Source organism: Pseudomonas sp. 34 E 7 (genome assembly GCF_900005715.1).
Classification (GTDB): domain Bacteria; phylum Pseudomonadota; class Gammaproteobacteria; order Pseudomonadales; family Pseudomonadaceae; genus Aquipseudomonas; species Aquipseudomonas orientalis_A.
In genome coordinates this window covers 34,100-49,266 of sequence record NZ_CVTX01000130.1, presented here as the reverse complement: position 1 = coordinate 49,266, position 15,167 = coordinate 34,100, and the positions used below count along the sequence as shown (strand labels likewise).

Annotated in this window: 10 protein-coding genes; 8 read left to right on the top strand and 2 right to left on the bottom strand. The window is 60.7% G+C overall.

The genetic code is table 11. The annotated features are described in order from the left end of the window. Positions 1 to 208 precede the first annotated feature (208 nt). Complete coding sequence (vapB, locus tag BFP96_RS31245) at positions 209 to 442, top strand: type II toxin-antitoxin system VapB family antitoxin (protein WP_065936201.1); 234 nt, start codon at positions 209 to 211, stop codon at positions 440 to 442. Positions 443 to 590: 148 nt separating this feature from the next. Here the strand turns inward: vapB and BFP96_RS11545 are convergent, their stop codons facing one another. Then, entirely contained in the window at positions 591 to 860 is a 270-nt protein-coding gene (locus BFP96_RS11545; RefSeq protein ID WP_065884417.1) for a DUF2790 domain-containing protein, read from the bottom strand. A gap of 400 nt (positions 861 to 1,260) precedes the next feature. Here BFP96_RS11545 and acs point away from each other — a divergent pair, with 400 nt between their 5' ends. From acs to BFP96_RS11510, 7 genes are all read left to right on the top strand, one after another. After that, a complete protein-coding gene (gene acs, locus BFP96_RS11540; protein ID WP_065892695.1) occupies positions 1,261 to 3,216 on the top strand; it encodes an acetate--CoA ligase in 1,956 nt (651 codons plus the stop codon). Between the two features lie 696 nt (positions 3,217 to 3,912). Then, positions 3,913 to 4,698, top strand: coding sequence for an ABC transporter substrate-binding protein (locus BFP96_RS11535; protein ID WP_065892694.1), 786 nt, complete (start codon positions 3,913 to 3,915; stop codon positions 4,696 to 4,698). A 92-nt stretch (positions 4,699 to 4,790) separates the two neighbouring features. Then, positions 4,791 to 5,480, top strand: coding sequence for an ABC transporter permease (locus BFP96_RS11530; protein WP_053257623.1), 690 nt, complete (start codon positions 4,791 to 4,793; stop codon positions 5,478 to 5,480). After that, positions 5,477 to 6,175, top strand: a complete 699-nt coding sequence (locus tag BFP96_RS11525) for an ABC transporter permease (protein ID WP_065892692.1) — start codon at positions 5,477 to 5,479, stop codon at positions 6,173 to 6,175. Before BFP96_RS11530 ends, BFP96_RS11525 begins: the two co-directional genes overlap by 4 nt. A 1-nt stretch (position 6,176) precedes the next feature. Continuing rightward, on the top strand, positions 6,177 to 7,289 hold the full coding sequence (locus tag BFP96_RS11520) for a succinylglutamate desuccinylase/aspartoacylase family protein (protein ID WP_065936183.1): 1,113 nt from the start codon (positions 6,177 to 6,179) through the stop codon (positions 7,287 to 7,289). A gap of 27 nt (positions 7,290 to 7,316) precedes the next feature. Further along, positions 7,317 to 8,081, top strand: a complete 765-nt coding sequence (locus BFP96_RS11515) for an ABC transporter ATP-binding protein (RefSeq protein WP_065884422.1) — start codon at positions 7,317 to 7,319, stop codon at positions 8,079 to 8,081. Positions 8,082 to 8,225: 144 nt separating this feature from the next. Continuing rightward, the gene (locus BFP96_RS11510) at positions 8,226 to 9,206 is read left to right on the top strand and encodes a GlxA family transcriptional regulator (RefSeq protein WP_065884423.1); all 981 of its coding nucleotides are present in this window, start codon (positions 8,226 to 8,228) and stop codon (positions 9,204 to 9,206) included. A gap of 6 nt (positions 9,207 to 9,212) precedes the next feature. Here the strand turns inward: BFP96_RS11510 and BFP96_RS11505 are convergent, their stop codons facing one another. Continuing rightward, on the bottom strand, positions 9,213 to 15,098 hold the full coding sequence (locus tag BFP96_RS11505; RefSeq protein ID WP_065936184.1) for a leucine-rich repeat domain-containing protein: 5,886 nt from the start codon (positions 15,096 to 15,098) through the stop codon (positions 9,213 to 9,215). Positions 15,099 to 15,167: the final 69 nt, after the last annotated feature.

Sequence of the window (15,167 nt, the reverse complement as noted above, 5' to 3'; positions counted from 1 at the left end):
GGATTGTCCCGGTGGGCGGACAAAAAGGTGGATATTTAGGCCAGAGTGAGGGATTACGGGGGGTTGGTGGGTAGGAAGTTTTTGACGGGAGGTGTCGGTATTTTACCGAGGGGGGAAGAGGTGATCAGGTTGTGGGCATTTGCGTTGCTCTGCGACGAGGAGCTCCCTTAAATTGCAGCAGTCAGCTACGTTGGGGAGGCAACTTGTTATGCGCACTGTTTCGATCATTGGGAGTGGAGAGGGTCAGACGATCCATTTGCCAGCGGATATGACTTACGACGGGGTGGATGAGCTGGAAATTCTCAGGGAGGGGGACACAATTATTCTGAGGCCAGTCAGGCCCAGTTGGTTGTCGCTGGTCGATTTGCCTAAGGTGGATGAGGTTTTTTTGCAAGAAAGGAAAGATGTCATTGAGCGTGTGAAGCCCAATTCGGGCGCTTAGAGCGGATTGCAGTGGTGCAGCATCTATCGTCTTCGCGAGCAAGCCCGCTCCCACATTTGATCTGTGGTGCATTCGAGGTGGGTTCTTGGCCGCAAGAACGATTTCCTGCGGCGACCAAGATCCGGGTTAAAGCTAAATAACGAAGTTATTATCCGTTAGAGCAACCATTCCCCATCACATGATAATTAAGAATATGACGCTGACCTTGCGAGTCTTCATATTCCATCTTCACCGGTACTACTTCACACACTTGTGGAATGTCACTCATGGACACTACTTTGGCGACGTCCAGGTGGGTGCTGTAGGTGTAGTCCTCGACAATCGGCGCGTTGCCGCCAGCCAGCTCCGTCGGGGCTTCGTCGGCCAGGGCGGCGGTGGCGCACAGGCTGCTGAGGGCTAATACTACTAAAGCTTTCATTTCTCTACTTACCTTCTTCAGGGCGAAAGGGGTCACGGGGCCCTTGTGAGGCCACGTGTGTCACTTGAAAGTTGGGAAGTTCGGATTAACGTTGCCTTCGTGGGGGCTGTTACGGTGTTAATCACAGTGCCTTGGTTGGCGGAGTTGATTTTAGGCGCCCGAGTTATATTCATATACCCGTGGTTTTGATAAACACTTTTGACGGTTTTTGTAACAATCCCTCGATGGAGGTTTTTTCAGCAGGCCGCCAAGCGCCACAGGACGCGGGCCAGAGCGGGATACCGGCATAGCTGGGCAATTTGTAGGGTCTTGTTACTACCATCGTCGAATGGTTCTATAGGCCTACCCCGGCTACAACAGGGGCCATACAACAACAACTATTGTCACCGAGGTAAGAAAGATGAGTGCGGCTTCCCTGTACCCCGTTCGTCCCGAAGTAGCAGCCAACACGCTGACCGACGAGGCGACCTACAAGGCGATGTACCAGCAGTCGGTGGTCAATCCCGATGGTTTCTGGCGCGAGCAAGCCAAGCGTCTCGACTGGATCAAGCCTTTCACCACGGTGAAGCAGACGTCGTTCGACGATCACCATGTAGACATCAAGTGGTTTGCCGATGGCACCTTGAACGTTTCCTACAACTGCCTGGACCGCCACCTCGCCGAGCGCGGCGACCAGATCGCGATCATCTGGGAGGGCGATGACCCTGCCGAGAGCCGCAACATCACCTACCGCGAACTGCATGAACAAGTCTGCAAGTTCGCCAACGCCCTGCGCGGCCAGGATGTGCACCGCGGCGATGTGGTGACTATCTATATGCCGATGATCCCCGAAGCCGTGGTCGCCATGCTGGCCTGTACCCGCATCGGGGCGATTCACTCGGTGGTGTTCGGTGGTTTCTCGCCGGAAGCCCTGGCCGGTCGCATCATCGACTGTAAGTCGAAGGTCGTTATCACGGCTGACGAAGGCATTCGCGCGGGTAAGAAGATTCCGCTCAAGGCCAACGTCGATGACGCCCTGACCAACCCGGAAACCAGCAGCATCCAGAAGGTCATCGTGTGCAAGCGCACCAATGGCGCGATCAAGTGGAACCAGCATCGCGACATCTGGTACGAAGACCTGATGAAAGTGGCGGGCACCGTGTGTGCGCCCAAGGAGATGGGCGCCGAAGAAGCGCTGTTCATCCTCTACACCTCCGGCTCCACCGGCAAGCCCAAGGGCGTGCAGCACACCACCGGCGGCTATCTGCTGTATGCAGCCCTGACCCATGAGCGCGTGTTCGACTACCGCCCGGGCGAAATCTACTGGTGCACCGCCGACGTCGGCTGGGTCACTGGCCACACTTACATCGTCTACGGCCCGCTGGCTAACGGCGCGACCACGCTGCTGTTCGAAGGTGTGCCGAACTACCCGGATATCACGCGGGTGGCGAAGATCGTCGACAAGCACAAGGTCAACGTCCTCTACACCGCGCCGACCGCGATCCGCGCGATGATGGCGTCGGGCACCGCCGCCTGCGAAGGCGCCGACGGCAGCAGCCTGCGCCTGCTGGGTTCAGTGGGCGAGCCGATCAACCCGGAAGCCTGGGACTGGTACTACAAGAACGTCGGCCAATCCCGTTGCCCGATTGTCGACACCTGGTGGCAGACCGAAACCGGCGGCAACATGATGAGCCCGTTGCCGGGCGCCCATGCGCTCAAGCCGGGTTCGGCCGCGCGTCCGTTCTTTGGTGTGGTACCGGCGTTGGTGGACAACCTGGGCAACCTGATCGAAGGTGCGGCTGAAGGCAACCTGGTGATCCTCGATTCGTGGCCGGGCCAGGCGCGTACGCTGTACGGCGACCATGATCGTTTCGTCGACACCTACTTCAAGACTTTCCGTGGCATGTACTTCACCGGTGACGGTGCGCGACGTGACGAGGACGGTTACTACTGGATCACCGGGCGTGTAGACGACGTGCTCAACGTGTCCGGCCACCGCATGGGCACCGCCGAGATCGAAAGCGCCATGGTCGCCCACCCGAAAGTCGCGGAAGCGGCGGTGGTGGGGGTGCCGCATGACATCAAGGGGCAGGGCATTTATGTCTACGTCACCTTGATCGGCGGCGAAGAGCCCAGCGAGCAATTGCGCCTGGAGTTGAAGAACTGGGTGCGCAAGGAGATCGGCCCGATTGCTTCGCCGGACGTGATCCAGTGGGCGCCGGGCTTGCCGAAGACGCGCTCGGGGAAAATCATGCGGCGCATTCTGCGCAAGATTGCCACGGCTGAATATGACGGGCTGGGGGATATCTCCACCCTGGCCGACCCGGGGGTGGTTGCGCAGTTGATTGAGACGCACAAGACCATGAACGTCGCGTAAGGCGGGGTAGGTGGGACAAAGCCCCATTCGGTGCAGGCCGGGTGGGGCTTTTTTATGGGATCTTGCACACAGTGAAGATCCCTTGTGGGAGGGGGCTTGCCCCCGATGGCAGTGGGTCAGTGGAGCATGTATCGGCTGGCACACCGCTATCGGGGGCAAGCCCCCTCCCACATTTGGATTGCATTTCAAGGCGTGTGCAGAGGGTGGTCTGACAGACCCGCATAACCAACAAGCCAATAAATATCGATTTGCGCAGTAGGATATTTCTGAATGTTACCGTCGAACGCAAATGTGTAACCCTGCGCCCTGGCATGAGGCGAACGGCTACATCCGCGCCCCGAAAAATCGCGTTTCAGACACCCCCGCAAATAAGATTAAACGCCACACTTGCCGTGCCAGAAGGGTTTGCGAATAATAGGCCCGCAATTTGCAGCATTAGCTGGTTTAATATCTTTTGTCTCTGCATAAAATCCAGAGGCTGTCAATGGGCTGGAACCGCTTTCTCGGTGCTTCTGTAAATTGTTGTCGCATTGAGGAAATATCGGCTTTCCGCCTGTCGTTAGAATGCCGATCACTCGCTCGTCGTCGCTGGCACTCTCTGGCGCAGGACGCTGCAACGCTATTCGGTTTCACCTTCGCCGCATCGTGGGCCATGGCTCATACTGCTGTTTTGCCCTATACCGATGGAGTCCCAAGATGAAGAAACTCGTGCTGTTGGGCGCCCTGGCGCTGTCCGTGCTGTCCATGCAGGCTTTCGCCGAAGGCAAGCCACTGAAGATTGGTATTGAAGCCGCTTACCCTCCGTTTGCCTCGAAGGCGCCGGATGGCAGCATCGTCGGTTTTGACTACGACATCGGCAACGCCCTGTGCAAGCAGATGGACGTGAAGTGCACTTGGGTCGAGCAGGAATTCGACGGCCTGATCCCGGCGCTGAAAGTGCGCAAGATCGACGCGATCCTGTCGTCCATGTCCATCACGGAAGACCGCAAGAAGTCTGTCGACTTCACCAACCGCTACTACCTGACGCCGGCGCGCCTGGTGTTGAAGGAAGGCACCACGGTCAGCGACAGCCTGGATGAACTCAAGGGCAAGAAGATTGGTGTGCAGCGCGGTTCGATCCACGATCGTTTCGCCAAGGAAGTGCTGGCTCCCAAAGGCGCCACGGTTGTGCCTTACAGCTCGCAGAACGAAATCTACCTGGACGTGGAAGCCGGTCGCCTCGACGGCACCGTGGCTGACGCCACCCTGTTGCAGGAAGGTTTCCTCGACACCCCCGCCGGCAAAGGCTACGCGTTCACCGGCCCATCGTTCACCGACGTCAAATACTTCGGCGACGGCGTAGGCATCGCGGTACGCAAGGGCGACCAGGAAAACCTGGACCGTATCAACGCCGCTATCGCAGCGATCCGTGCCAACGGCGAGTACAAGAAAATCCAGGACAAGTACTTCAACTTCGACATTTACGGGCCTGAAGCCAAGTAAATCGTCGCAGCTGTCTGTCTGAAATGGCGCAAGCAACAGAACACTCTGAAGTTTGCGCCATTTTTTCATCCCCCTTTTCGAGGACCTGAATCATGTTGAAAGGCTACGGGGCCGTTATCCTCGATGGCGCATGGTTGACGCTTCAGCTCGCCTTGTCGTCCATGGCCCTGGCCATTGTTCTGGGTCTGATCGGGGTCGCGTTACGCCTGTCGCCGGTGCGCTGGTTGGCCTGGCTGGGTGACTTGTACTCCACGGTGATCCGCGGGATCCCCGACCTGGTGCTGATCCTGCTGATTTTCTACGGCGGTCAGGACCTGCTCAACCGCGTCGCGCCGCTGCTCGGCTACGACGACTATATCGACCTGAACCCCCTGGCCGCCGGTATCGGCACCCTGGGTTTCATCTTTGGCGCCTACCTGTCGGAAACCTTCCGCGGCGCCTTCATGGCCATTCCCAAGGGCCAGGCTGAAGCCGGCCTGGCGTATGGCATGAGCAGCTTCCAGGTGTTTTTCCGGGTGATGGTGCCGCAGATGATTCGGCTGGCGATCCCCGGTTTCACCAACAATTGGCTGGTTCTGACCAAGGCGACTGCGCTGATTTCAGTGGTGGGCCTGCAAGACATGATGTTCAAGGCCAAGCAGGCGGCCGACGCCACCCGCGAGCCTTTTACCTTCTTCCTCGCAGTGGCGGCGATGTACCTGGTGATTACCAGCGTGTCGTTGCTGGCCCTGCGCTACCTTGAGAAGCGCTACTCGGTAGGCGTAAGGGCGGCTGATCTATGATCTTCGACTACAACGTCATCTGGGAGGCCATGCCGCTGTACCTCGGCGGCCTGCTGACCACCCTCAAACTGCTCGCCATTGCGCTGTTCTTCGGCCTGCTCGCCGCTTTGCCCCTGGGCCTGATGCGCGTGTCCAAGCAGCCGATCGTCAATGGTGCGGCGTGGCTGTACACCTATGTGATTCGCGGCACGCCGATGCTGGTGCAGCTGTTTTTGATCTACTACGGGCTGGCCCAGTTCGAAGCGGTGCGGGAAAGCTTCTTGTGGCCGCTGCTGTCCAGCGCTACGTTCTGTGCGTGCCTGGCGTTTGCGATCAACACCAGCGCCTACACCGCCGAGATCATCGCCGGCAGCCTCAAGGCCACGCCCAATGGCGAGATCGAAGCGGCCAAGGCCATGGGCATGTCGCGCTACAAGCTGTACCGCCGCATCCTGTTGCCTTCGGCCCTGCGCCGCGCGCTGCCGCAGTACAGCAACGAAGTGATCATGATGCTGCAGACCACCAGCCTGGCCTCCATCGTCACCCTGATCGATATCACCGGTGCCGCGCGCACGGTGAACGCCCAGTATTACCTGCCGTTCGAAGCCTATATCACCGCCGGTGTGTTCTACCTGTGCCTGACATTCATCCTGGTGCGCCTGTTCAAGTTGGCCGAGCGCCGCTGGCTGAGCTACCTGGCTCCACGGAAGCATTGATATGGAACGTATCGATCACCTGTTGCCCTGGGGTCACCTGGGCTGTGAACGCCAGCTGAGCGTGTTTCGTTTCGGCAGTGGCGAGCGCAAGGCGTATATCCAGGCCAGCCTGCATGCCGATGAATTACCCGGCATGCGCGCGGCCTGGGAGCTGAAAAAGCGCCTCAGCGAACTGGAACAGCAAGGCGCGCTTAACGGCGTGATCGAGTTGGTACCGGTGGCCAACCCGATGGGCCTGGGCCAGTTGCTGCAAGGCAGCCATCAGGGCCGTTTCGAGGTGGGCAGCGGCAAGAATTTCAACCGCGATTTCGTTGAGCTGAGCGAGCCGGTCGCCGAGCGGCTGCAAGGCAAGCTGGGCGATGACCCCCATGCCAATGTGCGCATGATTCGCCAGGCCATGAGCGATGTGCTCACGGCCTTGCCCGCGCCGAGCAGCCAGTTGCAAGGCATGCAACGTATCCTGCTCAGCCATGCCTGCACCGCCGACGTGGTGCTCGACCTGCATTGCGACGCCGAGGCCGCGCTGCACATGTACGCACTGCCCCAGCACTGGCCGCAGTGGCGTTCGCTGTCGGCGCATTTGCATGTGAAGGTCGGCCTGCTCGCGGAAGATTCCGGCGGCAGTTCGTTTGATGAAGCCTGTTCGTTGCCCTGGCTGCGTTTGTCGCGCACGTTCCCCGACGCGCAGATTCCACTGGCCTGTCTGGCGACGACGCTGGAGTTGGGGGGCCAGGCTGACACCGGCCGCGATGAAGCGATCTTCCACGCTGAAGGCATCCTGGCGTTTCTGGCCGAGCAAGGCCTGATCAAGGGCGAATGGCCGGCACCGCAACACGAAGCGTGCGAAGGCATGCCGTTCGAAGGCACCGAATTGCTGTTCGCTCCCCACGCCGGGGTGATCAGTTACCTGCGTAAGGCCGGTGACTGGGTCGAGCAGGGCGACCCCATTTTTGAAGTGATTGATCCCCTGGCCGACCGCGTGAGCATTATCTGCGCGGGTACGTCCGGGGTGTTGTTTGCCGTTGAACGGCTGCGTTATGCCCAAGCGGGTTTCTGGCTGGCCAAGGTGGCGGGGCGCGAAGCGCTGCGTCACGGGCGCTTGCTCAACGACTGACCACCTGTTTTTGTGAGAACCGACCGCATGTACAAGCTTGAAGTCCAAGACCTGCATAAACGCTATGGCAGTCATGAAGTGCTCAAGGGCGTGTCCCTGGCCGCCGCAGCTGGTGATGTGATCAGCATCATCGGCTCCAGTGGTTCGGGCAAAAGTACGTTTTTGCGCTGCATCAACCTGCTGGAGCAGCCCCACGCCGGCAAGATCCTGCTCAACAACGAAGAGCTGAAACTGGTCGCGACCAAAGACGGCGCGATGAAGGCCGCCGACCCCAAACAACTGCAGCGCATGCGTTCGCGCTTGTCCATGGTGTTCCAGCATTTCAACCTGTGGTCGCACATGACCGCGATTGAAAACGTGATGGAAGCGCCGGTGCATGTGCTGGGCGTGTCGAAGAAAGAAGCCCGTGAAAAGGCCGAGCACTACCTGGCCAAGGTCGGCGTGGGCCATCGCAAGGATGCGTTCCCCGGCCACATGTCCGGCGGCGAGCAGCAGCGCGTGGCCATTGCCCGTGCCCTGGCGATGGAACCTGAGGTGATGCTGTTCGACGAACCGACGTCGGCGCTCGACCCCGAGTTGGTCGGTGAAGTGCTCAAGGTGATGCAGGACCTGGCCCAGGAAGGCCGCACCATGGTGGTGGTGACCCATGAAATGGGCTTTGCCCGTGAGGTGTCGAACCAGTTGGTGTTTCTGCATAAAGGCATTGTCGAAGAGCGCGGCAACCCGCGCGAAGTGCTGGTGAACCCGCAGTCCGTACGGTTGCAGCAGTTCCTCTCCGGCAGCTTGAAATAGTCCTTTGCTGTTGGAGCTGCTTTATGTAGGAGGGGGCAAGCCCCCTCCCACATTTGATCACCATTGTTTTTGAGATTTGTGTCGGTTTACCGGCTAGCATTGGCCTCTGTCTTCATTACCGTTACTCGCTTCGGATAGCACTCCATGACCGCCCATAAAATTGGTTTCCTGATTTGGCCCAGCACAAAAGCACTCACGCTTGCGCTGGCTGAGGAGGCCTTGCGCGTTGCTCAGCGGGTGCATCCGGAGGTGGTCTACGAGTTATCGTTTCTACAGGCCGAGCCGCAAACCGAAGGGGCCTGGCAGTTGCCCGGCGAGCCGTGGGCCGGCAAGTTGGACGGCTTTCAGAAACTGTTCCTGCTGGCGGACGAGCCGCCCACCGTCATCGCTTCCCAGCTCAGCACTGCGCTCAAGCAACTGGTCCGGGCAGGGTGTGTGATCGGTGGATTATCGGCGGGCGTGTACCCGCTGGCCCAGCTCGGCTTGCTCGACGGCTATCGCGCCGCCGTGCACTGGCGCTGGCAGGACGATTTTGCCGAGCGCTTCCCCAAGGTCATCGCCACCAGTCATCTGTTTGACTGGGACCGTGATCGCCTGACCGCTTGCGGCGGCATGTCGGTGCTCGATCTGCTGCTGGCGGTACTCGCGCGTGACCACGGCGCCGAACTGGCCGGCGCGGTCTCCGAAGAACTGGTGGTAGAGCGCATCCGTGAAGGCGGCGAGCGCCAGCGCATCCCCTTGCAGAACCGCCTGGGTTCCAGTCATCCGAAACTGACCCAGGCTGTTCTATTGATGGAAGCGAATATCGAAGAACCGCTGACCACCGATGAAATCGCCCAGCACGTGTGCGTGTCCCGACGACAACTGGAACGCATCTTCAAGCAATACCTCAACCGCGTCCCCAGTCAGTATTACCTGGAGCTGCGCCTGAACAAGGCCCGCCAGATGCTGATGCAAACCAGCAAGTCGATCATCCAGATCGGCCTGTCGTGCGGCTTTTCCTCGGGGCCGCACTTCTCCAGCGCCTACCGTAACTTCTTCGGCGCTACGCCGCGCGAAGACCGCAACCAGCGCCGCAGCAGCAGCCCGTTTGAATTGTCGTCGGTACCGTCCGAGCGCGGTTGATCGACCTCAGTCTTCGTCGGGGACAGGCCTGGCCACTACCAGGGGTCTGCCTTGATTGTCCACGGTGGCGGCCGCCACCTGGAAGTCCACGCCCGTGCGCTGATAGTACTGACGCAAGCGCAGCAGGCTTTGCGCCGACAGGGGGTTGCCGCTCAAATCGCTGTCGCCATTGAAGGCTGCCGAGGTCTCCAGCAAGTCCGCCGGTATCTCCTGGATGGCGTTGTTGCTCAAGTCCAGCGTTTGCAGTTGATCCAGGCCAAAGACGCCCTGCGGAACTTCGTTCAGTGCCGCGTTGCTCAAGTGCAGCGAGGTCAGTTCACGCAATGAGCTGATGTCAGGGGTAAGGCCCAAGGGGTTGTTGCTCAGATTGACGAACTCAAGTTCGGTGAGGGCGGTCAGCCTGCCACGGGTTTCGGGGGTCAATCGGATCGCGCATTCGGTCATGTCCAGCGTGGAAAGCTTGGGCATGCGCTGGAGCGCCTCGGGCAGGGCGCCCAGGGAGCATTTGCTGAGCCTGAGTGTTTGCAGGTGGGTGAAGCTGCGCAACATCGTGTCGACGCCGGTCGTGGTGCCGTTCCCGTCCAGTTGGAGCAAGGTCACGTGGTCGAAGTTGGCGTTCAATGCTGGTAAATCGCCCATCACCGGAGTGTCGAGTATGACTTGATGGGTGAGCTCATCGTCCAGGCTGTCTTCATCCTCGGGGCTTTCTCGTCGCCAGGCCTGTTCCAGCAGTGTCTTGAAGTTGCGTCGCCTCAGTTGGTCCTGGGCACGGGTTTGTTCGTCAATGGGCACATCCAGGATCGGATGGCGGTCCGGAACGGCCTGCACCCACAGTTGCAGGTCATTGCCTAGTTGTTCGTACTCGGCCGCCAGGTGCGTCAGCGTTGGGTCCACTGCCGCCAAGTCGCCGGGCAGGTGGAAGATGAAACGGTCTGCCTCGGTGTCGAGGAACGAGGGGTATAGCTGCTGCGTGCGCCGGCGTTGGGCCACGGGTGCCTGGGCGGCGAAGCTTTCGCCGGTGCGCTGGCAGTAGCGTTTGATCGACTCCAGGGCCTGGGGTGCCAAGGGGTTTTCCGACAGGTCCAGGCCACTGGTGCTCGAGGCCGGCATGGAAAACAGCGCGTCGGGCAGTTGCTCGATAGCGTTTTTGCTCAAGTTGATCGACTGGCGTGGCGGGTCGCCCAGCAGGCTCTGGGGGACCTGCGTCAATCCGGTGTCCTTGAGTGAAATGCTGCTCAGTCTGGGCAAGTGACTGAAGTCCGGGGTGTTTACCAGTGGATTGTGATCCAGGTTCAGGTATTCGAGGCGGCTCATGCCTTGCAACTTCGCGGCGCTGGCGGGGCTCAGTGCTATCGAGCAGCGTGGCAGTCCCAGTACGGTCAGTGCCGGCAGGTTGAACACCGGTGCCGGCATGTCGCCGAGCGCAACGTTTTCGAGGTGCAGGATGCTCAAGGCCGGGAAGCTGTCGATCAAGGCCGACGATTGCATTGGGCCGCCATTGCCTTTGATGGTCAGTGAGCCAACATGCTTGAAGCGCGCGCTCAGCGTGGGCAACTCGCCCGCCAGTGTTGCGGGGATTTCCAGGGCATGGACGAATTGAGTGTCCTGGGGGATTTCCCTGCGCCAGCTTCGTTCAAGCAAGGCGTTAAGCTGGCTGCGCCGGGTGGCTTCCGGGGGCGGCAGCTGCGGTTGTTGCGCCCAATGGTTGAGTTCTGACTGCAGCGTACCCAATTCCCCCGCCAATCTTGCCAGCTCGCGCTTACCCGCTTCCAGATCGCCCGGGAGACTGTAGATAAGCTGGTTGATCTGGTTGATGTCCAGCGAGGGGTACAGCTGTTGTGCGTCACGCACATCTACCGCTGGCGCATTGGCCTCCCAGTAGGTGCCATGTTGCTGGTAGTAGGCTTTAACGCGCTCGAGCGTGGCCGATGACAGCGGGTTGTCAGACAGGTCGAAGGCAACGCTGGTATGTGAGGGCAGTTCGAACAGCGCCTCAGGTAATTCGCTGATCCGGTTGCCGCTGAGAAAGGCCGCGCTCAGGTCGTTGCGGGTGAGCATGCCGGGAGGGAGGCGATCAATGCCGGTTTCGGACAGGTCCAGGGTGTTCAACTCGTTCATTGCTTCGACGCTGGGCACCCGGCCCAAAGGGTTCTTATGCAGGTCCAGGGTTTGCAGTTGGGTCATTGAGGCGAGCCGGGCCTGGCTGTTGGGCGTCAGGGTGACACCGCAGTCGCTCAGGCTCAGTACGTTCAGGTTGTGCATCTGAAACACGACCGGCGGCACGCTGCCCAAGGGAATACTGTCAACGCTCAGATGGCGCAGGCGGGGAAAGAGGGCCAGAAACCCGGCGGCGCCCTGTGTGTGGTGGCTGCCTGAGAGGGTCAGCATCGAGACGTGATCGAAGTTGGCCGATAGCCGTGGAAGTTCGCCGCGAATGTGATAGTGAAGGTTCAGCCGGTAGCCGTCGCGCGCAGGGTCTTCGAAGTAATCATCAACGGGCAGCTCCCGGCGCCAGCAGCGTTTGAGTTCAGTGGCAATGAGTTCGCGATTGCGTTGCTCGTACTGGCGCTGGCGCAGGCTGAGCAGGGAGCCGTTTGCGGGGTCTTGAAGCGGGATATTGCGTTGCCAGGTACTGAGGTCACGTTCCAGTTGGCGGTATTCGATGCCCAGCGCTTCCAGGCCCGCGAGCGCGCCACCTGTCTGTGAGTGCAAGTGGTTCACCAGCGTGGTCAATGGGTGTTCGCGAAGTTCGGGGTACAGGGCGCGCGCGCGGTCCAGCAGGCTCGGCGGGCCCAGCGGTGCCGGTGCCTGGGCACGGTAGCCGTTGTCGCTGCCTAACAGGCGCAGGGTTTCCGTGACGCTCTGCGGTTTGATATCAGGCGTGAGCAGCACACGCAGTTCATCGCGGGGCAATGAATGTTGCCGCAGGCGCCTCTTGAGTTCGCCGCCCTGGTGAATCCGCAGGTCGAGCTGATCGCGTTGTTGATCGGGCAGTGCACTCAAGATGGCCGAATACAGGTCTGTTTCACTCGAAAGCTCGCCCTGTTCGTCGCAGGGGATGTAGCGCCCTGCTTCAGTGCGCACCAGTGTGCGGTGAATGGGCGCATCAGTCGGGCCGATCTGCAGCCAGGTGGGGCCGGTCGGCGAGTGATGGCGAGCGTCGAGCCGTATCTCGCTCGACCAGCCCGGCAGAAGGCGCAGGCTGTTCAATTCAAGGCGATCGGTGTCGAGGGCGCGCGGTGCGTCCAGATGCTGCCCCTCGTAGGCGCGATTGACCCGGACTTCGCTCACTGCGGTGCGTGCCAGTTCGGCCAGGCGTGGCGGGGTGTTGCCGTCATGCAGGAGCGCAAGCTCGGCGCCGGTCATTTGGTTCACCAGGGTTTGCGCAACGCTTGCGGGCAATTCAGGTGTGGTGCTGAGCAATTGTTGGGTAAGGGGGGCGGTGGAGGCCCGCAGCGGTGCATAGCGCGATTCGAACAACGCGCTGCGCTGACGCTCGGCAATATCGGCCAGGCTATGGCGCAGCAGGCGGCTGCGGTTTTCCAGGCTCAGCTCGGGGTCGCTGGCGCGTTCATCGAATTGGGCGCGAATTTCCTCGGGGCTCAGCCCACGCAAGACGGTTTTGAGCAAGTCGCCGTTTTCCAGCTGGGCTTCGTGTACCTGGATCACCGGCACGTTCCTGTCGCCGAACGCCCAGGCGATCTGGCCCTTGTCATCGATGATGCGCAAGGCTTTGGTACGCGGCCATGGCCCGTGGGTGGTCAGCAACTGCAAGGTGTCTTGAGGGTCGATCTGGTGATGCACCGCCGGGTCGTCGCTGCGCAGCTGCTCGATCAGCCGTTGGAGGCTGCGGTCGATGCGCAGGCGGCTCAAGGTATCGTCCAGCAGGGGCGACAGGCGTTCGCTGTTGACGTGCATCTTGCGCACGGCGTCTTCGGGAACGCCGCTGATGTCCAGGGCCAGTTCCCGGTCCGCCTCGCTCAGTGCCTGGGCACTGTGCCCCAGCCGACGCAACAGCGTAGGTCTGTCCCACGCCAGCGGTTGTTCAAGCTCGGTATGCCAGGCGCCGGCCTGGTTGTGCCGCACCACGGGGCGGTAGGCTTCAGGACGGCTTGGGTGCTTGATGCGATAGAACTCGCTGTCGGCGTCTTTTTCCACGGAGTACAGCTTGCCTTCATGGGGCAAAATCGATTCCCTGCGCACCTCGTGCAGGCCCAACTCATTGATGCCGATGCGCGGCGGCAAGGCGGATGGATATTCGTAGGGCGCCAGGTCCGGTTTCCAGTAGCGTTGGGCGCCGTTGGCCAGGCTCACCGGTTTGAAGCTGTCGATGTACGCGAGGACGGGTTCGGGCAGCACTTTGCGCAACTCGGCCGGGCCAATCTGGCCGCCCACTGCGAAAGCACCCATTTGCACCAGGGATTCCAGCACGCTCATGAGGTGACCGAAAGCCTCCTTGCCCAGGCCTTCGGCCCAGTCGACGATGCCTTCGAACACGTCCTCAAGCAGTTGATAGGCCATGTAGCCCAGCATCAATTCGCCCAGCCCCGGGACGAAGGGGGCCACCACCATCAGTGCGGCATTGAGGATTGAGGCCGCCACATCGACGAAAGAGTCCCACAGCCGCCAGCGCGCCTCACGATCGACGCTGGCGGTGGAGACCGCCAGCGTGCGGGCGTCGTTGAGGATCTTGTCGAGTTTGCGATGGTACAGGTGCAACCAGGGATCGCCCGTGATGGGCTGGGCATCAAACTGTAGCTTGGGGTCGTCGATGGGCGTGCTGCGCCAGGGCGCCTGGCCGCTGCCCTTGACCGGCGGGTGCCAGGTGATCCGTGCCAGATGCTGGCTCAAGCCGGAAAAAAACACCCCGAGTTGAGCGTGGGGCACGAAGCGGCTGAAAAAGGTTTGGTAGTCGAGGTCACGCAGTTGTCGGGTCAGCTCCTGCTTGAACGCCAGGGGTGACGCATATTCCTTGACGGGGTGCTGCGGATCATCGGGAACATACGCCACCAGGCGTTGCGGCGACCGCGGGCTTTCAAGCTCGGGGGCGAACAGTTGAATGCCCGTCAGCGCAATCCCCATCATGCGTAAATCCTGGCAGCGCAGGCGCGCGCCGTCGAGCCTGGGGTCGGGTGTGCCGGCGATCAAGCTTTCGATCACGTCAGCGTAGTCATCGCTGATATCTGCGTTGATCCGGGCCAATTGCAGGGCTGCCCGTAGAGCGGCTTTCTGGCTGGCATCGACCTTCAGGCGCAAGACCGCAGCGGCCACAGGGTTGGACATGCCCAGCGCTTCGTTGAGGTAGCGGGCGTAGCGGGCGCCGATATCCAGGTCACGGCACAGGCTGGTGAACGCCGGAATTGAAAGCACACGCTTGATCTGCGCCAGGGTGTCGAATTGGCCGCTGGCCGAGGGCTTTGTGATAAAGGTCGAGGCCGGTGCGTAGGCGTCGACCAGGGTTTCCTTGTGTTCGAAATTATGCAGGGCGGCGTCCAATAGCGAGACCGTCCAGGTTCGCGCTGCGCCGGAGCGTATCGAAAACCAGGGGATGTGATCGGGGATGTACAGGCGCAGATAGGTCGCCTCGACATCCAGCACCAGGTTGAAGTCGGCTTTGAGTGCCTGTTCGAGTATCGGCGTGGCGAACGCCTTGATGTCCTGCAGGCTTTGCAACCCCAGGTCTACGCTGTTTTGCGCCTCCCAGTGGGCGCCGGTCAGCCGCGCAAGTGCGGCCCGTTGTTCAGCGCTGCCCTGCAACTGCAGCGGCTGGACGGCTTTGAGCGCCTGGCGTTTGCTGGCAGAGGCATTGCCGAGCCAGGGGGGCAGGGTGCCGGTCAACAGTTGATAGTGGCTGTCAGGCAGGCGGGTATCGGAATAGTCGATGTTCGTCATGGAGCGGGTCCGTGCAAGTCATGAAGGCTTGCAGTTAACCAGCCGGTCCCGGGCGGCGAACTTTAGATA

What these genes read in the sequence shown, in the direction of transcription:
- vapB (WP_065936201.1), top strand. Translation starts at nt 209, where the DNA reads ATGCGCACTGTTTCGATCATTGGGAGTGGAGAGGGTCAGACGATCCAT.
- BFP96_RS11545 (WP_065884417.1), bottom strand. Translation starts at nt 860, where the DNA reads ATGAAAGCTTTAGTAGTATTAGCCCTCAGCAGCCTGTGCGCCACCGCC.
- acs (WP_065892695.1), top strand. Translation starts at nt 1,261, where the DNA reads ATGAGTGCGGCTTCCCTGTACCCCGTTCGTCCCGAAGTAGCAGCCAAC.
- BFP96_RS11535 (WP_065892694.1), top strand. Translation starts at nt 3,913, where the DNA reads ATGAAGAAACTCGTGCTGTTGGGCGCCCTGGCGCTGTCCGTGCTGTCC.
- BFP96_RS11530 (WP_053257623.1), top strand. Translation starts at nt 4,791, where the DNA reads ATGTTGAAAGGCTACGGGGCCGTTATCCTCGATGGCGCATGGTTGACG.
- BFP96_RS11525 (WP_065892692.1), top strand. Translation starts at nt 5,477, where the DNA reads ATGATCTTCGACTACAACGTCATCTGGGAGGCCATGCCGCTGTACCTC.
- BFP96_RS11520 (WP_065936183.1), top strand. Translation starts at nt 6,177, where the DNA reads ATGGAACGTATCGATCACCTGTTGCCCTGGGGTCACCTGGGCTGTGAA.
- BFP96_RS11515 (WP_065884422.1), top strand. Translation starts at nt 7,317, where the DNA reads ATGTACAAGCTTGAAGTCCAAGACCTGCATAAACGCTATGGCAGTCAT.
- BFP96_RS11510 (WP_065884423.1), top strand. Translation starts at nt 8,226, where the DNA reads ATGACCGCCCATAAAATTGGTTTCCTGATTTGGCCCAGCACAAAAGCA.
- BFP96_RS11505 (WP_065936184.1), bottom strand. Translation starts at nt 15,098, where the DNA reads ATGACGAACATCGACTATTCCGATACCCGCCTGCCTGACAGCCACTAT.